A 21,655-nucleotide genomic window follows, 5' to 3' on the forward strand; every position below is an offset into this window, starting at 1 on the left:
CACGCGGGGTCAGGCCCCCGGGAAGTGATCGCTTCCCGGGGGCCGCTCCTCGTCCCCGCACGTGAAGTCATATGCTGCACAGCATGACGAGTGAGCCGGAACAGCAGATCGGGGTGGGTGTCCAGGACGCCTTCCAGCGCCTGTGGACGCCCCACCGGATGGCCTACATCCAGGGTGAGAACAAGCCGACCGGCCCGGGTGCGGGCGACGGCTGTCCCTTCTGCTCCATCCCGGCCAAATCCGACGAGGACGGGCTGATCGTGGCCCGCGGCGAGCACGTGTACGCGGTGCTCAACCTCTACCCGTACAACGGCGGCCACCTCATGGTCGTGCCCTACCGGCACGTCGCCGACTACACGGACCTGGACGCCGCCGAGACCGTGGAGCTCGCGGAGCTCACCAAGCAGGCGATGACGGCCCTGCGGACGGCGTCAGGGGCGCACGGCTTCAACATCGGCATGAACCAGGGCACGGTGGCCGGGGCCGGTATCGCCGCCCATCTGCACCAGCACATCGTGCCTCGCTGGGGCGGCGACACCAACTTCATGCCGGTCGTCGGCCACACCAAGATCCTGCCCCAACTCCTGGGCGACACCCGCAAGATGCTCGCGGAGGCCTGGCCGCCCAGGGGCTGAGGTTCACGCGTCGTACCAGTCCGCCTTCCGCGGCGCCGGGTCCTGCACCATGCCGCTGAGCATCATCGAGCGGTTGTTGAAGCGCTCGATGTCCACGCCGTTCTCGTCCAGCACCTTCATCGCGGCGGCGTGCACCACGCGCAGGACCGGCGTGGCCGCGCGCATCGCGTCGTCGGCCATGAAGCGGTGGCGCCAGGGCTTGTCGGCCCAGGCGTGCCGCAGGCCGAACGGCTCGGGCAGCACCAGCTTGCCGCCGAGGTAGTCCAGGAGCGGCGGGTACCAGGTGAGGGGGGCGCGGGCGGCGAGGCGGACGACCTCGCGCGGCTCGACCAGCGGGAGCTGTATCTCCTTCTTCTCCCAGAACTTGAAGGTCTTGTCGACCGACTTGGTCTTGGGGCTCGGCTTGGTGGTGAACAGGGCGTGCACCGGGCCGAGGGCGTGTCCGGTGACCTCGATGCGCAGGGTCTCGTGGAGCACGGTCACGGTGATCATCATGGTGATCACCAGCTGGCCGTCCCAGAGGGTGAACTGCACGCCCAGGTAGTGGCGGTTGCCGCTGGAGAACTGCTGCTCGTTGCAGATGCGCTGGACCTCGTGCTGGCGCACCTGGAAGTTGTCGACGTCCTGGCCGGTGGGCCGGGCGACTTCCTTGGCGTTCTCGCCGACGGGGGAGACGACCCAGTTGTTGACCGAGGGCCTGGGGAAGCCGCCGGTGTGCAGGGGGCCGCGTTCGAGCAGCTGGAGGCGGTCCTGGATGGACCTTATGACGTCCCAGCTGCGGAAGCCGTGGATCTCCTTGCCGGGGTCCTTGGAGACGAGCTCCTCGGCGAGCTGCCAGCTGCCCCAGCGGGTGCCCATGCCGAGTATGCCCTTGGGGCCGGCGTAGAAGACGGCGTTGCTGTGCTGCTCGGCGGTGAGTTTGGCGAGGTTCTGGCGCAGTTGCTCGGCGGCGGTCTCGTGCGGGTTCTTCGGTACGGCCTCGGGGATCTTGGCGCCGACTCCGCCGCCGGAGAGAAGGCCGTTCCAGCGGGCGCGCAGGTCCTTGGCGGTGGACTCGCAGATCTGCTTGGCCCAGAACCAGCCGAGGACGGGCATCACCAGCATGGCCCGCAGATAGATCGCGAGGAAGCCGCCGAAGGGCAGCTTGACCAGGGCGATCACGGCGAGCACGGCGAACGCGACGAGCAGCAGGTTGCCGAGGGCCCCGACGCGGCGGTCCTTGGCGCCGGCGAGGGTGCGGCGCAGTTGGAACAGGCCGAGCCACAGCAGCAGTCCGGGCAGGAAGAGCACGCCGAAGACGGCGGTGACCAGGGTGAGCCTGGTGTCGCGCTCCTTGCGGATGCGGATCGCGGCGAGGCAGTGCTCGACGACGGTCTGCGGTTCGGTGCCGAAGGACTGGATGAGCGCCTTGCGGGTGGCGCCGAGCATGCGGGACTGCACGGCGCGGGAGAAGGCCTCGCCGAGGTTGGGTTCGAAGAGGGAGAGCCGGGGTTTGGTGACGGCCGACTCGTGCCACTCGTTGTTGGCCTTGAGTATGTCGGCGACCGGGCTGTCCCGGTAGGCGGCCGAGGCCAGTGCCTGGGTCGCGGCGGTCTGGCCCGCCGAGCCCTGGAGCGGGACCTGGGCCCCGGGTGAGAAGTCGAATGGTTCGTCCGCCACTGCCGCCCCCATCGCCGCACACTGTCGCTCTGCGGCCTCTTCCCGACTGCCGTTCCCCGCACACCTGCTGAGCAGGGACACAGCGTATCGGGGTCGGTGCCCGTGGTACACGGCGCATCGGAACGCCGCCCGCCGCAAGGGGGTTGAGCGGGCGGCGTTTCCGACGATCCGTCAATTACCGTACCTAAGCGGTCTTTTCCAGCGATTCCCGGATCTTGTCGGCCAGTTGCGGCGGCATCGGCTCGTGCCGGGCGTAGCTGCGGTCGAACCGGCCGGTGCCGTGCGAGACGGAGCGCAGGTCCACCGCGTACCGCCCGATCTCGATCTCGGGCACCTCGGCCCGTACGAGGGTGCGCCCCGGGCCCGCCTGCTCGGTCCCGACGACGCGGCCCCGGCGGCCGGACAGATCGCTCATGACCGGGCCCACGTAGTCGTCGGGGACCAGCACCTGGAGCTCGGCGACGGGTTCCAGGAGGTGGATGCGGGTGTCGGCGGCGGCCTCCCGCAGGGCGAGGGCCCCGGCGGTCTGGAAGGCGGCGTCCGAGGAGTCCACCGAGTGGGCCTTGCCGTCCAGGAGCGTGATCCGGACGTCGACGAGCGGGTAGCCCGCGGCGACGCCCTTGGCGGCCTGGGCGCGTACGCCCTTCTCGACGGAGGGGATGAACTGGCGCGGCACGGCGCCGCCCACCACCTTGTCGACGAACTCGATGCCGGATCCGGCGGGCAGCGGCTCCACCTCGATCTCGCAGATCGCGTACTGGCCGTGGCCGCCGGACTGCTTGACGTGGCGGCCGCGCCCGGTGGCGGTGTCGCCGAAGGTCTCGCGCAGCGACACCTTGTGCGGGACGACGTCGACCTGGACGCCGTAGCGGCTGCGCAGCCGCTCCAGGGCCACGTCCTTGTGGGCCTCGCCCAGGCACCACAGGACCAGCTGGTGGGTGTGCGGGTTCTGCTCCAGGCGCATGGTCGGGTCCTCGGCGACGAGCCGGGAGAGGCCCTGCGAGAGCTTGTCCTCGTCGGCCTTGCTGTGGGCCTGGATGGCCAGCGGGAGCAGGGGGTCGGGCATGTCCCAGGGCGCCATGAGCAGCGGGTCGTCCTTGCCGGAGAGGGTGTCCCCGGTCTCGGCGCGGGTCAGCTTGGCCACACAGGCGATGTCGCCCGCGATGCAGGAGCCCAGGGTGCGCTGCTGTTTGCCGAAGGGCGAGGAGAGCGCGCCGATCCGCTCGTCGACATCGTGGTCCTCGTGGCCCCGGTCGGTCATGCCGTGGCCGGAGACGTGGACGGTCTCGTCGGGGTGCAGGGTGCCGGAGAAGACGCGGACCAGGCTGACCCGGCCCACGTACGGGTCGGACGAGGTCTTGATCACTTCGGCGACGAGCGGGCCGTCGGGGGCGCAGACCGGGGTGGGGCGCGCGGAGCCCTGCGGGGTCGTCACGTCGGGCGCGGTGCGCTCCAGGGGGGTCGGGAAGCCGCCCGTGATCAGTTCCAGGAGCTCGACGGTGCCGATGCCCTGGCGGGCGCCCTCGGCGGCCGGGGCGGCCGCCAGGACCGGGTGGAAGGTGCCGCGCGCGACGGCCCGCTCCAGGTCGTCGACGAGCGTCTTGACGTCGATCTCCGCGCCGCCGAGGTAGCGGTCCATGAGGGTCTCGTCCTCGCTCTCGGCGATGATCCCCTCGATGAGCCGGTTGCGGGCCTCCTCGACGAGCGGGAGCTGCTCGGGTCCTGGCTCGGCCTCCTTGCGTTCGCCGGACGCGTAGTCGAAGACGCGCTGCGACAGGAGCCCGATCAGGCCGGTGACGGGCGCGTGCCCGTCCGGTCCCTCGGGTCCGTGCAGCGGCAGGTAGAGCGGCAGTACGGCGTCGGGGTCGTCGCCGCCGAACGCCTCGGCGCACACCCGGGTCATCTCGGCGAAGTCGGCGCGGGCCGCCTCCAGGTGGGTGACCACGATGGCCCGTGGCATGCCCACGGCCGCGCACTCGTCCCACACCATCCGGGTCGCGCCGTCCACGCCGTCCGAGGCGGAGACGACGAAAAGGGCCGCGTCCGCCGCTCGCAGACCGGCCCTGAGTTCCCCGACGAAGTCGGCGTATCCGGGGGTGTCCAAGATATTGATCTTGCAGCCGGCCCACTCCACGGGGACCAGCGACAGCTGGACCGAGCGCTGCTGCCGGTGTTCGATCTCGTCGTAGTCGGAGACGGTCCCGCCGTCCTCGACCCGGCCCGCGCGGTTGACGGCTCCCGCCGTCAGCGCGAGCGCTTCCACCAATGTCGTTTTCCCGGATCCGCTGTGGCCGACCAGCACCACGTTCCGTACGGATGAGGGGTGGTCGGCCGTAGCTGCCCTGCCGGCGGCTCCGGGATGTGCACTCGCCTTGTCGCCCATGCCGTTCCTCCCGTATCGCTTCCGTTTCTTGCACGGTGAGGTGGTGAAAGGGCGCGGCCGCGCGGAATCCTCCCCCGGCCCCCGGCCGGGGAGCACCCCGGCCCAGGCGGCTTCGCGTGCCCGCGGTCTTTCCAGCGTTCCACTCCGGTCACTGTGCGTCCATACGTCGTACGGGAACGCGGGCGGGGAAGGGTGCGCGGCGGTGGAGGCCTCCGGGCCTGGCTACGATGGGCCAGCCGGTGGCCAGCAGGGCCGCGCGGCCACACCGACCGTCGGGAAGGCCATGCTGAACAAGTACGCGCGTGCATTCTTCACGCGTGTCCTCACGCCGTTCGCCGCGTTTCTGCTCCGCCGGGGGGTGAGCCCGGATGCCGTGACGCTGCTCGGCACGGCCGGAGTGATGGCGGGTGCGCTGGTCTTCTTCCCCCGGGGCGAGTTCTTCTGGGGCACGATCGTCATCACCTCGTTCGTCTTCTCCGACCTGGTCGACGGCAACATGGCCCGTCAGGCGGGGATCTCCAGCCGCTGGGGCGCGTTCCTCGACTCGACGCTCGACCGCGTCGCGGACGGCGCGATCTTCGGCGGCTTCGCCCTCTGGTACGCGGGCGGCGGGGACGACAACGTCCTGTGCGCGGTCTCGATCTTCTGCCTGGCCAGCGGCCAGGTCGTGTCGTACACCAAGGCGCGCGGCGAGTCGATCGGGCTGCCGGTCGCCGTCAACGGCCTGATCGAGCGGGCCGAGCGCCTGGTGATCTCGCTGGTCGCGGCCGGTTTCGCGGGGCTGCACAAGTTCGGCGTGCCGGGCATCCAGATCCTGCTGCCGATCGCGCTGTGGATCGTGGCCGTGGGCAGCCTGATCACGCTGGTCCAGCGGGTGGTGACGGTGCGCCGCGAGGCCGCGGAGGCCGATGCCGCCGCCGCGACCAGCGAGGCGGCCTCATGAGGGAACGGCTGACGGACACGCTGTACGGACTGGGCTGGGCCACCGTCAAGAAGCTCCCCGAGCCGATGGCCACGGGCCTGGGCCGGCGGATCGCGGACACGGTGTGGAAGCGGCGCGGCAAGAGCGTGCTGCGCCTGGAGTCCAACCTCGCGCGCGTGGTGCCCGATGCCTCCCCGCAGCGCCTGGCCGAGCTGTCCCAGGCCGGAATGCGCTCGTACATGCGGTACTGGATGGAGTCGTTCCGGCTGCCTGCCTGGAGCAAGGACCGGATGAAGACCGGTTTCGAGCCGCAGGACGTGCACTACCTGGTGGACGGCCTCGCCTCCGGCCGGGGCGTGGTCCTCGCGCTGCCGCACATGGGCAACTACGACCTGGCGGGCGCCTGGGTCACCACCAAGCTGGACACCCCGTTCACCACGGTCGCCGAGCGGCTCAAGCCCGAGACGCTGTACGACCGGTTCGTGGCCTACCGCGAGAGCCTGGGCATGGAGGTCCTGCCGCACACCGGCGGCTCGGCCTTCGGCACGCTGGCCCGCCGGCTGCGCGACGGCGGTCTGGTCTGCCTGGTCGCCGACCGTGATCTGTCGGCCTCCGGCGTCGAGGTGAAGTTCTTCGGGGACACCGCGCGGATGCCCGCCGGTCCCGCCCTGCTGGCCCAGCAGACGGGCGCGCTGCTGCTGCCCGTGACCCTCTGGTACGACGGGTCGCCCGTCATGCAGGGCAGGGTGCACCCGCCGATCGAGGTGCCCGAGACGGGTACGCGCGCGGAGAAGACCTCCGTGATGACCCAGGCGCTGGCGGACGCCTTCGCCACCGGAATCGCCGAACACCCGGAGGACTGGCACATGCTGCAGCGACTGTGGCTCGCCGACCTTGAGGAGCGCCCGGCGTGAGGATCGGCATCGTCTGCCCGTACTCCTGGGACGTACCGGGCGGCGTCCAGTTCCACATCAGGGACCTGGCCGAGCATCTGATCCGGCGCGGCCACGAGGTCTCCGTGCTCGCCCCCGCCGACGACGAGACGCCGCTGCCGCCGTACGTGGTCTCGGCGGGCCGGGCGGTCCCGGTGCCCTACAACGGTTCCGTCGCCCGTCTCAACTTCGGCTTCCTCTCGGCGGCCCGGGTGCGGCGGTGGCTGCACGAGGGCACGTTCGACGTGATCCACATCCACGAGCCCGCCTCACCCTCCCTTGGCCTGCTGAGCTGCTGGGCGGCGCAGGGGCCGATCGTGGCGACCTTCCACACCTCCAACCCGCGCTCGCGGGCGATGATCGCGGCGTACCCGATCCTGCAGCCCGCCCTGGAGAAGATCAGCGCGCGGATCGCGGTGAGCGAGTACGCGCGGCGCACGCTGGTCGAGCACCTCGGCGGCGACGCGGTAGTGATCCCCAACGGCGTCGACGTCGACTTCTTCGCCAAGGCCGAGCCGCGGCCGGAGTGGCAGGGCGACACGCTCGGCTTCATAGGGCGCATCGACGAGCCGAGGAAGGGCCTGCCGGTCCTGATGAGGGCGCTGCCGAGGATCCTGGCGGAACGCCCGCAGACCCGCCTGCTGGTGGCGGGCAGGGGCGACGAGCAGGAGGCCGTGGCGTCCCTCCCGCCGGAGCTGCGCTCCCGGGTGGAATTCCTGGGCATGGTGAGCGACGAGGACAAGGCGCGCTTCCTGAGCAGCGTCGACGTGTACGTGGCGCCCAACACCGGCGGCGAGAGCTTCGGCATCATCCTGGTCGAGGCGCTGTCGGCCGGGGCGGCGGTCCTGGCGAGCGACCTGGACGCGTTCGCGCAGGTCCTGGACCAGGGTGGTGCGGGCGAGCTCTTCGCCAACGAGGACGCGGACGCGCTGGCGCGGGCCGCGCTGTCCCTCCTGTCCGACCCGGCCCGCCGAGCCGAACTCAGCGCCCGTGGCTCCGCCCACGTACGCCGCTTCGACTGGTCGACGGTGGGGGCGGACATCCTCGCGGTCTACGAGACGGTGACGGACGGCGCGGCGTCGGTGGCCACGGACGAACGGCCCGGGTTCCGGGCGAGGTTCGGCTTGGCGAGGGACTGAGGGCCCGGACCTCCGTTCGCCTGCGGGTGAGTGGGGGCTGGTCGCGCAGTTCCCCGCGCCCCTTATCGGCCCGGTGTTCGTCTGCGGACCGTGGTGGGTTGCTCGCGCAGTTCCCCGCGCCCCTTAAATGCCGCTGTGCGGCATCCTCGGGGGCGCCCCGCAGGGGCGCTTCTAGGGGCGCGGGGAACTGCGCGACCGACCACAGGCGGCCTGTAGACGAACGGCGTCCGGGGTGCAGGGGCCGCAGGCCCCGCAACGGGTCCGGGGGGACGTAGCCCCCGGGAGAACCACCTCTGCCCCGCCGCCCACCCCCGGAGGGCCCGGTAGCCTTGCCGCCCGTGACCGTAACCCTCATCTGGATCGCCGTCGCCCTCGTAGCGACCGGCCTCTACCTCAGCTGGACCGCCGGCCGCCTCGACCGCCTGCACACCCGCATCGACGCCGCCCGCGCCGCCCTCGACGCCCAGCTGCTGCGCCGCGCCTCGGTCACCCAGGAACTGGCCACCTCCGGCGTCCTGGACCCCGCCGCGTCCATCGTGCTGTACGAGGCGGCGCACGCGGCGCGCCAGGCCGAGGAAGAGCACCGGGAGGTCGCCGAGAGCGAGCTCAGTCAGGCGCTCCGGGCCGTCTTCGGCGAGCCGGCCCAGGTGGACGCGGTCCGCGAGGCCCCCGGCGGCGTGGACGCGGCGGAGGAGCTGGCCCAGGCCGTACGCCGCGTCCCGATGGCCCGCCGCTTCCACAACGACGCCGTACGCGCCGCCCGCGCCCTGCGCAGGCACCGCAAGGTCCGCTGGTTCCGGCTGGCCGGGCACGCCCCGTTCCCCCTCGCCTTCGAGATGGACGACGAGCCCCCGGCCGCGCTGGCGGACCGCCCGGGCTCACAGCCGTAACCACGGACGGATCGCCCCACTAGGGCTCCCGTCAGCCAAAACGATCCACCGCCTCCACATTGGCCCTTGCTGTGGACTGGTCCGGGGAGCGACTCTCTGAGGCAGTAGAGAACCCCTTCTTCACTCCAGCGAGGTCCCGTGTCCAGCACCCTCCCCACCAGCGCCCACAACCCCGAGACCGGCACCGCGCGCGTGAAGCGCGGCATGGCCGAGCAGCTCAAGGGCGGTGTGATCATGGACGTGGTCAACGCCGAGCAGGCGAAGATCGCCGAGGACGCGGGCGCCGTGGCGGTCATGGCCCTGGAGCGGGTCCCGGCCGACATCCGCAAGGACGGCGGCGTCGCCCGGATGTCCGACCCCAACATGATCGAAGAGATCATCGAGGCCGTCTCCATCCCGGTCATGGCCAAGTCCCGCATCGGCCACTTCGTCGAGGCCCAGGTCCTGCAGTCCCTCGGTGTCGACTACATCGACGAGTCCGAGGTCCTCACCCCGGCCGACGAGGTCAACCACTCCGACAAGTGGGCCTTCACCACGCCGTTCGTCTGCGGCGCCACCAACCTGGGCGAGGCCCTGCGCCGCATCGCCGAGGGCGCGGCCATGATCCGCTCCAAGGGCGAGGCCGGCACCGGCAACGTCGTCGAGGCCGTCCGCCACCTGCGCCAGATCAAGAACGAGATCGCCAAGCTGCGCGGCTTCGACAACAACGAGCTGTTCGCCGCCGCCAAGGAGCTGCGCGCCCCGTACGAGCTGGTCAAGGAGGTCGCCGAGCTCGGCAAGCTCCCGGTGGTGCTGTTCTCCGCCGGTGGCGTCGCCACCCCGGCCGACGCCGCGCTGATGCGCCAGCTCGGCGCCGAGGGCGTCTTCGTCGGCTCCGGCATCTTCAAGTCGGGCGACCCGGCCAAGCGCGCCGCCGCCATCGTGAAGGCCACCACCTTCTACGACGACCCGAAGATCATCGCGGACGCCTCCCGCAACCTGGGCGAGGCCATGGTCGGCATCAACTGCGACACCCTCCCCGAGGCCGAGCGCTACGCCAACCGCGGCTGGTAAGGCACAGGTACCGAAGGACATGAGCAACACACCCGTCATAGGCGTCCTGGCCCTCCAGGGCGACGTACGGGAGCACCTGATCGCCCTGGCCGCGGCGGACGCCGTGGCCAGGCCGGTCCGGCGCCCCGAGGAGCTCGCCGAGGTGGACGGCCTGGTCATCCCCGGCGGCGAGTCCACCACCATCTCCAAGCTCGCGGTCCTCTTCGGGCTGATGGAGCCGCTCCGCGCGCGCGTGGCCGACGGCATGCCCGTCTACGGCACCTGCGCCGGCCTGATCATGCTCGCCGACAAGATCCTCGACCCGCGCTCGGGCCAGGAGACGATCGGCGGCATCGACATGATCGTGCGCCGCAACGCCTTCGGACGGCAGAACGAGTCGTTCGAGGCCACCGTGGAGGTCACCGGAGTCGGCCCCGTCGAGGGCGTCTTCATCCGGGCGCCCTGGGTGGAGTCGGTCGGCGCGCAGGCCGAGGTGCTCGCCGAGCACGGCGGCCACATCGTCGCGGTGCGCCAGAACAACGCCCTCGCGACCTCGTTCCACCCCGAGCTGACGGGCGACCACCGGATGCACGCGCTCTTCGTGGACATGGCGCGCGACGCCCGGTGACCCGCTCCCGGTAGGATCTCTGCCGAACGACGCAGAATTGGTTACGCGAAGGAGACAGGCAGATGTCCGGCCACTCTAAATGGGCTACGACGAAGCACAAGAAGGCCGTGATCGACGCCAAGCGCGGCAAACTCTTCGCGAAGCTGATCAAGAACATCGAGGTCGCGGCCCGCACCGGCGGCGCGGACATCGACGGCAACCCGACCCTCTTCGACGCCGTGCAGAAGGCCAAGAAGCAGTCGGTGCCCAACAAGAACATCGACTCCGCGCTCAAGCGCGGTGCCGGCCTCGAGGCGGGCGGCGCCGACTACGAGACGATCATGTACGAGGGCTACGGCCCGAACGGTGTCGCGGTGCTCATCGAGTGCCTCACCGACAACCGCAACCGTGCCGCCTCGGACGTCCGCGTCGCCATGACCCGCAACGGCGGCAACATGGCCGACCCGGGCTCGGTCTCGTACCTCTTCAACCGCAAGGGCGTCATCATCCTGCCCAAGGCGGAGCTCACCGAGGACGACGTGCTCGGCGCGGTCCTGGACGCCGGCGCCGAAGAGGTCAACGACAACGGCGACACCTTCGAGATCATCAGCGAGGCCACCGACCTGGTCGCGGTCCGTACCGCGCTCCAGGAGGCGGGCATCGACTACGACTCGGCCGACTCCAGCTTCGTCCCGACCATGCAGGTCGAGCTGGACGAGGAGGGCGCGCGCAAGATCTTCAAGCTGATCGACGCGCTGGAGGACAGCGACGACGTGCAGAACGTCTTCGCCAACTTCGACGTCTCCGACGAGGTCATGGAGAAGGTCGACGCGTAACGCTGCCGCGAGCTGAGCGGTTTCGGCGGGCCGATGGGACACGTCCCACCGGCCCGCCGCTGTTGTCAGTGGCAGCGGATAGCCTGGCAGGAAGTCGAAGATCACCGAGGGGAGGGGCCGTGCGCGTACTCGGAGTGGACCCCGGGCTGACGCGGTGTGGCGTCGGTGTCGTCGAGGGAGTCGCGGGCCGGCCGCTCACCATGCTCGGCGTCGGTGTCGTCCGGACGCCCTCGGACGCCGAGTTGGGCCACCGCCTCGTCACCATCGAGCAGGGCATAGAGGCGTGGCTGGACGAACACCGGCCCGAATGCGTCGCCGTGGAGCGGGTGTTCAGCCAGCACAACGTGCGTACGGTGATGGGCACCGCCCAGGCCAGCGCTGTCGCCATGCTCTGCGCCTCGCGCCGCGGCATCCCGGTCGCCCTGCACACCCCCAGCGAGGTCAAGGCCGCCGTCACCGGCAGCGGCCGGGCCGACAAGGCCCAGGTCGGCGCGATGGTGACCCGGCTCCTCCGGCTCGACGCCCCGCCCAAACCGGCCGACGCGGCGGACGCGCTGGCCCTCGCCATCTGCCACATCTGGCGCGCCCCCGCCGTCAACCGCCTGCAACAGGCGCACGAGCAGGCCCGCCGTGCCCACCTCTCCGTAAAGAAGGTCACGCGATGATCGCCTTCGTCAGCGGCCCGGTCGCCGCCCTCGCCCCCGACACCGCGGTGGTCGAGGTCGGCGGCGTCGGCATGGCCCTCCAGTGCACCCCCAACACGCTGGCCGGTCTCCGCATCGGCCAACAGGCCAAGCTCGCCACGTCGTTGGTCGTGCGGGAGGACTCGCTGACGCTGTACGGCTTCGCGGACGACGACGAGAAGCAGGTCTTCGAGCTGCTCCAGACCGCCAACGGGGTGGGCCCCCGGCTCGCCCAGGCGGTCCTGTCGGTGCACACGCCGGACGCGCTGCGCCGGGCCTTCGCCTCCGGCGACGAGAAGGCGCTGACCGCCGTCCCCGGCATCGGCAAGAAGGGCGCCCAGAAGCTCCTCATCGAGCTGAAGGACCGGCTCGGCGCGCCCGTCGGCAGCGCCCCGGCCGTCGGCGCCCCGGTCACGGCGGGCTGGCGCGACCAGCTGCACGCCGCCCTGATCGGCCTCGGCTACGCGACCAGGGAGGCCGACGAGGCGGTCGCCGCCGTCGCCCCGCAGGCCGAGGCCGCCGAGAACCCGAACATCGGAGCGCTCCTGAAGGCCGCGCTGCAGACCCTCAACCGCGCCCGCTGACCGAGCCGAGATGAGAACCACACTGATGAACTGGGACGAGACCGGAGCCGACGCCACCGACCCGAGGCTGGTCGACTCGGTGGCCGACGGCGAGGACCAGGCCGTGGAGGCCGCCCTGCGCCCCAAGGACCTGGAGGAGTTCGTCGGCCAGGAGAAGGTCCGCGAGCAGCTCGACCTGGTGCTGCGGGCCGCCCGCGCGCGCGGCGCCACCGCCGACCACGTGCTGCTCTCGGGCGCCCCCGGCCTCGGCAAGACCACGCTCTCGATGATCATCGCGGCCGAGATGGGCGCCCCCATCCGGATCACCAGCGGCCCGGCGATCCAGCACGCGGGCGACCTCGCCGCGATCCTCTCCTCCCTCCAGGAGGGTGAAGTCCTCTTCCTAGACGAGATCCACCGGATGTCGCGCCCCGCCGAGGAGATGCTCTACATGGCGATGGAGGACTTCCGGGTCGACGTCATCGTCGGCAAGGGCCCCGGCGCCACCGCCATCCCGCTGGAGCTGCCCCCGTTCACCCTGGTCGGCGCCACCACGCGCGCGGGGCTGCTGCCGCCCCCGCTGCGCGACCGCTTCGGCTTCACCGGGCACATGGAGTTCTACGAGCCCGCCGAGCTGGAGCGGGTGATCCACCGCTCGGCCCGCCTCCTCGACGTGGAGATCGACCTGGCGGGCGCGGCCGAGATCGCCGGCCGCTCGCGCGGCACGCCCCGTATCGCCAACCGGCTGCTGCGCCGCGTCAGGGACTACGCGCAGGTCAAGGCCGACGGCGTGATCACCCGCGAGATCGCGGCGGCGGCCCTGCGGGTCTACGAGGTGGACGCCCGCGGTCTGGACCGGTTGGACCGGGCGGTGCTGCAGGCCTTGCTGAAACTGTTCGGCGGCGGCCCGGTCGGCCTGTCCACGCTGGCGGTCGCCGTGGGGGAGGAGCGCGAGACCGTCGAGGAGGTGGCCGAGCCCTTCCTCGTAAGGGAAGGCCTGCTCGCGCGGACCCCGCGCGGGCGCGTCGCCACCCCCGCCGCCTGGGCGCACCTGGGCCTGGTCCCGCCCCAGCAGGGCCCGGGCGGCGTCTCAGGGAGCGGACAACAGGGGCTCTTCGGGCCGTGACGGCGCGGGTGGGTGCACGGGGAGGAACCCCGGTGGGATGCTGGGCGTTGTTCCAGCTGTGCGGACTCGCTTAGACTCCGCCGATGCCGCCCTTACATTTACAGGTCGGCATACCCACCCCCAGATCAGGCCGCACTCCTTGCGCGGTCGTGCGAAGGAAGTTCGTCCCGTGAGTCTCGTGACCCTTCTCCCCTTCATCGTCCTCATCGGGGCCATGTTCCTCATGACCCGCTCGGCGAAGAGGAAGCAGCAGCAGGCAGCCTCCATGCGCGATGAGATGCAGCCCGGCACCGGCGTCCGCACCATCGGCGGCATGTACGCCACCGTGAAGGAGATCGGCGACGACACGGTCCTTCTGGAGGTGGCGCCGGGCGTCCACGCCGTCTACGCGAAGAACGCGATCGGCGCGGTCCTCTCCGACGAGGAGTACAACCGCATCGTGCACGGCGACTCGGGCGAGACGTCCGACCTCCCGGCCGTGCCGGACGACGCCTCGTCGCTGACCGAGAGCGCCGACGACGCGGCGGAGGCCGCCCCGGCGGACAAGATCGACCTGGGCAAGAAGGACGGGGCGGACGACGCCGCCGCGCCCAAGGACGGCAAGGCAGACGGCGAGTCGGACGCGAAGTAACCACTCTCGGGGACCGCTGGGCGCGCACCCGCGCACGCCGGTCCAGCCGAGGGTGACGACTTCTACGGGGGACGTCCCCACAACACTTCGTGGCCGCCCAGGCGCACACCCGGCGCGGGCGGTTGGACAGGGAGAAACGACAAGGTGGCAGCACCGAAGAAGGGCCGAAGGCCAGCTGGGGCCCAGGGCAGGCCGGGGCGCACCCTGGTCCTGTTCCTGATCGCCATGGTGGCCCTCGCGGGCGGCATGTTCGCCTCCGGGCACAAGACGCCGCGCCTGGGCATCGACCTCGCCGGCGGTACGAGCATCACGCTCAAGGCGAAGGCCGAGCCCGGCCAGGAGAAGGCGATCAACAAGGCCAATATGGACACCGCGGTTTCGATCATGAACCGTCGTGTCAATGGCCTGGGTGTCTCCGAGGCCGAGGTCCAGACCCAGGGCGATCGCAACATCATCGTCAACATCCCCAAGGGGACGAACTCGGAGCAGGCCCGCCAGCAGGTCGGCACCACCGCCAAGCTCTACTTCCGGCCCGTCCTGACGGTCGCCGCCGGCACCCCGACGAAGCCCGCCCCCAGCACCACGCCGAGCCCCTCGGCCAGCAAGGGCGCGGACAAGAACGGCGACAAGAGCAAGCCGTCCTCGACGCCGTCGGCCAAGCCGAGCTCGACGCCGCAGGGCCGCGCCCTCACCGACGCGCTGAAGGCGGACGGCAAGCCTTCCCCGAAGACCACGCCGCCGACGCCGGGCACCCCGAAGCCGGGCACGACGCCGCCCACCCCGTCGGCGAACGACCAGGCCGCCGTCGCCAAGCTCCAGAAGGACTTCGAGTCGCTCGACTGCTCCACCAAGGAGTCCCGCGCCAAGGCGGCCTTCGGCTCCAAGGCCACCGACACGATCGCGGCCTGCAGCCAGACGGGTGACGCCAAGTACATCCTCGGCCCGGCCGAGATCGAGGGTACGGACGTCAAGAAGGCCAAGGCGGTCATCGACCAGCAGCGCGGCATGTGGATCGTCCAGATGGACTTCACGGGCAAGGGCTCGAAGAAGTTCCAGTCGATCACCGGCAAGCTGTCGAAGCAGCAGTCCCCGCAGAACCAGTTCGCCATCGCCCTGGACGGCCAGGTCGTCTCCGCCCCGTCGGTGGCCCAGACGCTCAGCGGCAGCGCGGAGATCTCCGGCAGCTTCAACCAGCGCTCCGCCACCGACCTGGCGAACGTGCTGTCCTACGGCGCCCTGCCGCTCTCCTTCGAGGAGCAGAGCGTCACCACCGTCACCGCGGCCCTCGGTGCCGACCAGCTGCACGCCGGTCTGATCGCCGGTGCCATCGGTCTGGCGCTGGTCATCATCTACCTGGTGCTCTACTACCGGGGTCTGGCGCTGGTCGCCATCATGAGCCTCGTGGTCTCCGCCATCCTCACGTACGTGATCATGGCGCTGCTCGGTCCGGCCATCAACTTCGCGCTGAACCTGCCCGCGGTCTGCGGTGCCATCGTCGCCATCGGCATCACCGCGGACTCGTTCATCGTGTACTTCGAACGGATCCGGGACGAGATCCGCGAGGGCCGCACGCTGCGCCCGGCCGTCGAGCGGGCCTGGCCCCGCGCCCGGCGCACGATCATGGTCTCCGACTTCGTGTCGTTCCTCGCCGCCGCGGTGCTGTTCATCGTGACCGTCGGCAAGGTCCAGGGCTTCGCGTTCACGCTGGGTCTGACCACCCTGCTCGACATCGTCGTGGTGTTCCTGTTCACCAAGCCGGTGATGACGCTCCTGGCGCGCAAGAAGTTCTTCGCCAGCGGCCACCCGTGGTCCGGTCTGGATCCGCAGCGCCTCGGTGCCAAGCCGCCGCTGCGCCGCTCCCGCCGCACCTCCGCCGCCCCCACCGACCCGAAGGAGGCGTGAGATGTCGCGACTCGGTCATCTCGGCGCCCGGCTCTACCGCGGTGAGGTCGGCTACGACTTCGTCGGCAAGCGGAAGATCTGGTACGGCATCTCGATCCTGATCACCATCACGGCCATCGTGGGCCTGGCGGTGCGGGGTCTGACGATGGGCATCGAGTTCGAGGGCGGCGCGGTCTTCACCACCCCGAAGACCAGCGCCTCGGTCGCCCAGGCGGAGGAGGTCGCGGAGCGGGCCTCCGGCCACGACGCGATCGTCCAGAAGCTCGGCAACAAGGGCCTGCGCATCCAGATCAGCGGCATCGACACCGCGAAGTCGGACTCGATCAAGACCGAGCTCTCCAAGGAGCTCAAGGTCCCGGCCGAGGACATCAACGCCGACCTCGTCGGTCCCAGCTGGGGCGACCAGATCGCCAACAAGGCGTGGACCGGTCTGATCGTGTTCATGATCCTCGTGGTGATCTATCTGGCGATCGCCTTCGAGTGGCGCATGGCGCTCGCGGCCCTGGTCGCGCTGATCCACGACATCACGATCACCGTCGGTGTCTACGCGCTGGTCGGCTTCGAGGTCACCCCGGGCACCGTGATCGGTCTGCTCACGATCCTCGGTTACTCCCTCTACGACACCGTCGTCGTCTTCGACGGTCTCAAGGAGGGCCAGCGGGGCCTCACCAAGCAGACCAGGTTCACCTACAGCGAGATGGCGAACAAGAGCCTCAACGGCACCCTGGTGCGTTCCATCAACACCACGGTCGTCGCGCTGCTCCCGGTGGCGGGCCTGCTGTTCATCGGTGGCGGCGTCCTCGGCGCCGGCATGCTGAACGACATCTCGCTGTCGCTGTTCGTCGGCCTCGCGGCCGGTGCGTACTCCTCGATCTTCATCGCCACCCCGCTGGTCGCCGACCTCAAGGAGCGCGACCCGCAGATGAAGGCCCTCAAGAAGCGGGTGCTCGCCAAGCGGGCCGCCGCCGCTGCCAAGGGCGAGACGGACGAGCCGCAGGACGCCGAGCCGCAGGACGGCTCCGATGACGATGAGGGCGCGGCCCAGACCGCGGGTGCGGTCGTCGGCCAGCGCCGCCAGCCCTCCCGCAACAACCGGGGGAAGCGCCGATGACGGTCTCCACCCAGGAGCTGCTGCTCAGCCGCATCCGTGACGTACCGGACTACCCGAAGCCGGGCGTGCTGTTCAAGGACATCACGCCGCTGCTCGCGGACCCGCAGGCGTTCACGGCCCTGACCGACGCCCTCGCCGAGCTGTGCGTACGGCACGGCGCGACGAAGATCGTCGGCCTGGAGGCGCGCGGCTTCATCCTGGCGGCCCCGGTCGCGGTCCGCGCCCAGATCGGCTTCATCCCCGTGCGCAAGGCGGGCAAGCTCCCCGGAGCGACGCTCTCCCAGGCGTACGAGCTGGAGTACGGCACGGCGGAGATCGAGGTGCACGCCGAGGACCTGGCCGCGGGCGACCGCGTCATGGTCATCGACGACGTGCTGGCGACCGGCGGCACGGCCGAGGCCTCCCTGGAGCTGATCCGGCGGGCCGGGGCCGAGGTGGCCGGAGTGGCGGTCCTGATGGAGCTCGGCTTCCTGGCCGGGCGGAACCGGCTGGAACCCGCCTTGCGCGGGGCCCCGCTGGAGGCTCTCATCACGCTCTGACCAGGGCAGTGAACGCCAGGAGGCGGGCACCGGAGGAATCCGGCGCCCGCCTCTTGCGTTTACCGGGTACAGCCCGTCACACCCGCCCGACACGAACCGGCCGCCCAGGATCGATACCATGGGCTTTCCGGGCCTGACCGGGGGACCCGGATCCTCCCCCAGACTCCGTCCGGGGGGACCCCCAGAGGAGCGCCCTTGCCAGACGAGGCCCAGCCACTCTCCGCCGAGCGGCCCGACCAGCAGGCCGAGCAGGCCACGGCGGCCCCCGCCGCGCCCGGGCAGCCCGTGGCGGAGCCCAAGCCCCCCACGCCCCAGCGGCCCCTCGCCGCGGCCCCGGCCCCCAAGCCGCCCACGCCCCCCGCGAGCCCGGTGGCCCGCTCGGGCGGCTCCTCCAACCGCGTCCGCGCCCGGCTCGCCCGCCTCGGTGTGCAGCGCTCCTCCGCGTACAACCCGGTCCTGGAACCGCTGCTGCGGATAGTGCGCAGCAACGACCCGAAGATCGAGACCGCGACCCTGCGCCAGGTCGAGAAGGCCTACCAGGTCGCCGAGCGCTGGCACCGCGGCCAGAAGCGCAAGAGCGGCGACCCGTACATCACGCACCCGCTCGCCGTCACCACGATCCTCGCCGAGCTGGGCATGGACCCGGCGACCCTGATGGCGGGCCTCCTGCACGACACCGTCGAGGACACCGAGTACGGCCTGGACACCCTGCGCCGCGACTTCGGCGACCAGGTGGCCCTGCTCGTCGACGGCGTCACCAAGCTCGACCGGGTCCAGTTCGGCGACGCCGCGCAGGCCGAGACCGTGCGCAAGATGGTCGTCGCCATGGCCAAGGACCCGCGCGTCCTGGTCATCAAGCTCGCCGACCGCCTGCACAACATGCGCACCATGCGCTACCTCAAGCGGGAGAAGCAGGAGAAGAAGGCCCGCGAGACCCTGGAGATCTACGCTCCGCTGGCCCACCGCCTGGGCATGAACACCATCAAGTGGGAGCTGGAGGACCTCGCCTTCGCGATCCTCTACCCCAAGATGTACGACGAGATCGTCCGGCTGGTGGCCGAGCGGGCGCCCAAGCGCGACGAGTACCTGGCCATAGTGACCGACGAGGTCCAGTCCGACCTGCGCGCGGCCCGTATCAAGGCCACGGTCACCGGCCGCCCGAAGCACTACTACAGCGTCTACCAGAAGATGATCGTCCGCGGCCGTGACTTCGCGGAGATCTACGACCTGGTGGGCATCCGCGTCCTGGTGGACACGGTCCGCGACTGCTACGCGGCGCTCGGCACGGTCCACGCCCGCTGGAACCCGGTTCCGGGGCGGTTCAAGGACTACATCGCGATGCCCAAGTTCAACATGTACCAGTCGCTGCACACGACGGTCATCGGCCCCAACGGCAAGCCGGTCGAGCTGCAGATCCGTACGTTCGACATGCACCGGCGCGCCGAGTACGGCATCGCCGCGCACTGGAAGTACAAGCAGGAGGCCGTCGCCGGCGCCTCCAAGGTGCGCACCGACGTACCGAAGAAGGCCGGCAAGGACGACCACATCAACGACATGGCGTGGCTGCGCCAGCTGCTCGACTGGCAGAAGGAGACCGAGGACCCCAGCGAGTTCCTGGAGTCCCTGCGCTTCGACCTGTCCCGCAACGAGGTCTTCGTCTTCACCCCCAAGGGCGACGTCATAGCGCTCCCGGCGGGTGCGACCCCGGTGGACTTCGCGTACGCGGTCCACACGGAGGTCGGCCACCGCACGATAGGCGCACGGGTCAACGGACGGCTCGTGCCGCTCGAATCGACCCTGGACAACGGCGACTTGGTGGAGGTCTTCACCTCCAAGGCGGCCGGCGCCGGACCCTCGCGCGACTGGCTGGGCTTCGTCAAGTCGCCCCGCGCCCGCAACAAGATCCGCGGCTGGTTCTCCAAGGAGCGCCGCGACGAGGCGATCGAGCAGGGCAAGGACGCCATCGCGCGCGCCATGCGCAAGCAGAACCTGCCGATCCAGCGCATCCTGACGGGCGACTCCCTGGTCACCCTCGCCCACGAGATGCGCTACCCCGACATCTCCTCCCTCTACGCGGCGATCGGCGAGGGCCATGTGGCCGCGCAGGGCGTCGTGCAGAAGCTGGTGCAGGCGCTCGGCGGCGAGGAGGCGGCCAACGAGGACATCGCCGAGTCGGCGCCGCCCTCGCGCGGCCGCAGCAAGCGCCGCGCCAACGCCGACCCGGGCGTGGTGGTCAAGGGCGTCGAGGACGTGTGGGTCAAGCTGGCCCGCTGCTGTACGCCGGTCCCCGGCGACCCGATCATCGGCTTCGTGACGCGCGGCAGCGGCGTCTCGGTGCACCGCGCGGACTGCGTCAACGTCGACTCGCTCTCGCAGCAGCCGGAGCGGATCCTCGAAGTCGAGTGGGCGCCCACCCAGTCGTCGGTCTTCCTGGTCGCCATCCAGGTGGAGGCACTCGACCGCTCCCGGCTCCTCTCGGACGTCACCCGCGTCCTGTCCGACCAGCACGTCAACATCCTCTCGGCGGCCGTCCAGACGTCCCGCGACCGGGTGGCCACGTCCCGCTTCACCTTCGAAATGGGCGACCCCAAGCACCTGGGCCACGTCCTGAAGGCGGTCAGGGGAGTGGAGGGCGTGTACGACGTCTACCGGGTGACCTCGGCGCGCAGGCCCTAGCCGCACGGGCCGCACACACGAGAGGGCCTCCCGTACGTGACGTACGGGAGGCCCTCTCGCTGTGGCGACGGCGGGTGTGTCAGCCGCCGAACTCCTCAAGCCCCTTCAGGGCCTGGTCGAGGAGCGCCTGGCGGCCTTCGAGCTCCTTGGCGAGCTTGTCGGCCTTGGCGTTGTTGCCCGCCGCGCGCGCCGCGTCGATCTGGCCGCGCAGCTTGTCGACGGCGGCCTGGAGCTGGCCCGTCAGACCCGCGGCACGCGCGCGTGCCTCCGGGTTGGTGCGGCGCCACTCCGACTCCTCGGCCTCCTGCAGGGCCCGCTCCACGGCGTGCATCCGGCCCTCGACCTTCGGGCGGGCGTCGCGCGGCACGTGGCCGATGGCCTCCCAGCGCTCGTTGATGCCGCGGAAGGTGGCGCGGGCCGCCTTCAGATCGGTCACCGGGACGAGCTTCTCGGCCTCGACGGCCAGCTCCTCCTTGAGCTTCAGGTTCTCGGTCTGCTCGGCGTCACGCTCCGCGAAGACCTCGCTGCGCGCGGCGAAGAAGACGTCCTGGGCGCCGCGGAAGCGGTTCCACAGCTCGTCCTCGGCCTCGCGCTGGGCGCGGCCCGCCGCCTTCCAGTCCGCCATCAGCTCGCGGTAGCGGGCGGCGGTGGTGCCCCAGTCCGTGGACGAGGACAGCGACTCGGCCTCGACGACCAGCTTCTCCTTGGCCTTGCGGGCCTCCTCGCGCTGCGCGTCGAGCGACGCGAAGTGCGCCTTGCGGCGCTTGGAGAACGCCGAGCGCGCGTGCGAGAAGCGGTGCCACAGCTCGTCGTCGGACTTCCGGTCGAGCCGCGGCAGGCCCTTCCAGGTGTCCACGAGAGCCCGCAGCCGCTCGCCGGCCGAGCGCCACTGCTCGCTCTGCGCCAGCTCCTCGGCCTCGACGACCAGCGCCTCCTTGGCGTGCTTGGCCTCGTCGGTCTGCTTGGCCTTCTGGACCTTGCGCTCCTCGCGCCGCGACTCGACGGTCTCGACGAGCTTGTCGAGCCGCTTCCGCAGCGCTTCGAGGTCGCCCACCGCGTGGTGCTCGTCCACCTGGGTGCGCAGGTGGTCGATCGCGGTCTGGGCGTCCTTCGCCGACAGGTCGGTGGTCTTCACCCGTCGTTCGAGGAGGCCGATCTCGACAACCAGGCCCTCGTATTTGCGCTCGAAGTAGGCCAGGGCCTCCTCGGGAGTCCCCGCCTGCCACGATCCGACGACTACTTCGCCCTCGGCTGTACGCACATACACGGTGCCCGTCTCGTCGACGCGGCCCCACGGGTCGCTGCTCACAGCGCCTCCTCCACATGATGCCTGCGCGAGGGGTTCGGCCCTCGTGGCATCGTCCACAGTTTCCGGGACGGGCCTCGCCC

The 21,655-nt window shown here is 70.9% G+C and carries 19 protein-coding genes; 16 read left to right on the plus strand and 3 right to left on the minus strand.

Annotation, left to right across the window (positions count from 1 at the left end):
- Positions 1–71 precede the first annotated feature (71 nt).
- A complete protein-coding gene (locus tag QIY60_RS24305) occupies positions 72–635 on the plus strand; it encodes an HIT domain-containing protein (RefSeq protein WP_283144316.1) in 564 nt (187 codons plus the stop codon).
- 3 nt (positions 636–638) lie between these two features.
- Here the strand turns inward: QIY60_RS24305 and QIY60_RS24310 are convergent, their stop codons facing one another.
- A complete protein-coding gene (locus QIY60_RS24310; RefSeq protein ID WP_283144317.1) occupies positions 639–2,294 on the minus strand; it encodes a hypothetical protein in 1,656 nt (551 codons plus the stop codon).
- Between the two features lie 184 nt (positions 2,295–2,478).
- Complete coding sequence (locus QIY60_RS24315) at positions 2,479–4,677, minus strand: elongation factor G-like protein EF-G2 (protein WP_283144318.1); 2,199 nt, start codon at positions 4,675–4,677, stop codon at positions 2,479–2,481.
- Between the two features lie 283 nt (positions 4,678–4,960).
- On the opposite strand from QIY60_RS24315, the gene pgsA reads away from it, so the two are divergent.
- The 15 genes from pgsA to QIY60_RS24390 all read left to right on the plus strand — a co-directional run bounded on the left by pgsA (position 4,961) and on the right by QIY60_RS24390 (position 20,266).
- A complete protein-coding gene (pgsA, locus tag QIY60_RS24320; protein ID WP_283144319.1) occupies positions 4,961–5,620 on the plus strand; it encodes a phosphatidylinositol phosphate synthase in 660 nt (219 codons plus the stop codon).
- Positions 5,617–6,513 carry a phosphatidylinositol mannoside acyltransferase gene (locus QIY60_RS24325; RefSeq protein ID WP_283144320.1) on the plus strand — a complete coding sequence of 299 codons (897 nt, stop codon included), beginning with the start codon at positions 5,617–5,619 and terminating at the stop codon, positions 6,511–6,513. The genes pgsA and QIY60_RS24325 overlap by 4 nt, the downstream gene beginning before the upstream one ends.
- Positions 6,510–7,670, plus strand: coding sequence for a glycosyltransferase family 4 protein (locus QIY60_RS24330; protein WP_283144321.1), 1,161 nt, complete (start codon positions 6,510–6,512; stop codon positions 7,668–7,670). Before QIY60_RS24325 ends, QIY60_RS24330 begins: the two co-directional genes overlap by 4 nt.
- Before the next feature lie 338 nt (positions 7,671–8,008).
- The gene (locus tag QIY60_RS24335) at positions 8,009–8,560 is read left to right on the plus strand and encodes a hypothetical protein (protein ID WP_283144322.1); all 552 of its coding nucleotides are present in this window, start codon (positions 8,009–8,011) and stop codon (positions 8,558–8,560) included.
- 138 nt (positions 8,561–8,698) lie between these two features.
- Positions 8,699–9,613, plus strand: a complete 915-nt coding sequence (gene pdxS / locus QIY60_RS24340; RefSeq protein ID WP_283144323.1) for a pyridoxal 5'-phosphate synthase lyase subunit PdxS — start codon at positions 8,699–8,701, stop codon at positions 9,611–9,613.
- A gap of 19 nt (positions 9,614–9,632) precedes the next feature.
- The gene (pdxT, locus tag QIY60_RS24345) at positions 9,633–10,220 is read left to right on the plus strand and encodes a pyridoxal 5'-phosphate synthase glutaminase subunit PdxT (protein WP_283144324.1); all 588 of its coding nucleotides are present in this window, start codon (positions 9,633–9,635) and stop codon (positions 10,218–10,220) included.
- 62 nt (positions 10,221–10,282) lie between these two features.
- The gene (locus QIY60_RS24350) at positions 10,283–11,035 is read left to right on the plus strand and encodes a YebC/PmpR family DNA-binding transcriptional regulator (RefSeq protein WP_101387404.1); all 753 of its coding nucleotides are present in this window, start codon (positions 10,283–10,285) and stop codon (positions 11,033–11,035) included.
- Positions 11,036–11,154: 119 nt separating this feature from the next.
- Positions 11,155–11,700: a crossover junction endodeoxyribonuclease RuvC gene (ruvC, locus tag QIY60_RS24355; protein WP_283144325.1), complete on the plus strand. Its 546-nt coding sequence runs from the start codon at positions 11,155–11,157 to the stop codon at positions 11,698–11,700.
- The gene (gene ruvA / locus QIY60_RS24360; RefSeq protein WP_283144326.1) at positions 11,697–12,302 is read left to right on the plus strand and encodes a Holliday junction branch migration protein RuvA; all 606 of its coding nucleotides are present in this window, start codon (positions 11,697–11,699) and stop codon (positions 12,300–12,302) included. Before ruvC ends, ruvA begins: the two co-directional genes overlap by 4 nt.
- 25 nt (positions 12,303–12,327) lie before the next feature.
- Complete coding sequence (gene ruvB, locus QIY60_RS24365; RefSeq protein ID WP_283146055.1) at positions 12,328–13,407, plus strand: Holliday junction branch migration DNA helicase RuvB; 1,080 nt, start codon at positions 12,328–12,330, stop codon at positions 13,405–13,407.
- A gap of 169 nt (positions 13,408–13,576) precedes the next feature.
- On the plus strand, positions 13,577–14,038 hold the full coding sequence (yajC, locus tag QIY60_RS24370; protein ID WP_283144327.1) for a preprotein translocase subunit YajC: 462 nt from the start codon (positions 13,577–13,579) through the stop codon (positions 14,036–14,038).
- A gap of 144 nt (positions 14,039–14,182) precedes the next feature.
- On the plus strand, positions 14,183–15,940 hold the full coding sequence (gene secD, locus QIY60_RS24375; RefSeq protein ID WP_283144328.1) for a protein translocase subunit SecD: 1,758 nt from the start codon (positions 14,183–14,185) through the stop codon (positions 15,938–15,940).
- A gap of 1 nt (position 15,941) precedes the next feature.
- A complete protein-coding gene (gene secF, locus QIY60_RS24380) occupies positions 15,942–17,051 on the plus strand; it encodes a protein translocase subunit SecF (protein WP_283144329.1) in 1,110 nt (369 codons plus the stop codon).
- Positions 17,048–17,590: an adenine phosphoribosyltransferase gene (locus QIY60_RS24385; RefSeq protein WP_283144330.1), complete on the plus strand. Its 543-nt coding sequence runs from the start codon at positions 17,048–17,050 to the stop codon at positions 17,588–17,590. Before secF ends, QIY60_RS24385 begins: the two co-directional genes overlap by 4 nt.
- A gap of 195 nt (positions 17,591–17,785) precedes the next feature.
- Positions 17,786–20,266 carry a bifunctional (p)ppGpp synthetase/guanosine-3',5'-bis(diphosphate) 3'-pyrophosphohydrolase gene (locus QIY60_RS24390; RefSeq protein ID WP_283144331.1) on the plus strand — a complete coding sequence of 827 codons (2,481 nt, stop codon included), beginning with the start codon at positions 17,786–17,788 and terminating at the stop codon, positions 20,264–20,266.
- A gap of 79 nt (positions 20,267–20,345) precedes the next feature.
- On the opposite strand, the gene QIY60_RS24395 is transcribed toward QIY60_RS24390, so the two are convergent.
- Positions 20,346–21,575, minus strand: a complete 1,230-nt coding sequence (locus QIY60_RS24395) for a DUF349 domain-containing protein (RefSeq protein ID WP_283144332.1) — start codon at positions 21,573–21,575, stop codon at positions 20,346–20,348.
- Positions 21,576–21,655 lie beyond the last annotated feature (80 nt).

It is taken from the genome of Streptomyces sp. BPTC-684 (genome assembly GCF_030028635.1).
GTDB classification, from domain to species: domain Bacteria; phylum Actinomycetota; class Actinomycetes; order Streptomycetales; family Streptomycetaceae; genus Streptomyces; species Streptomyces noboritoensis.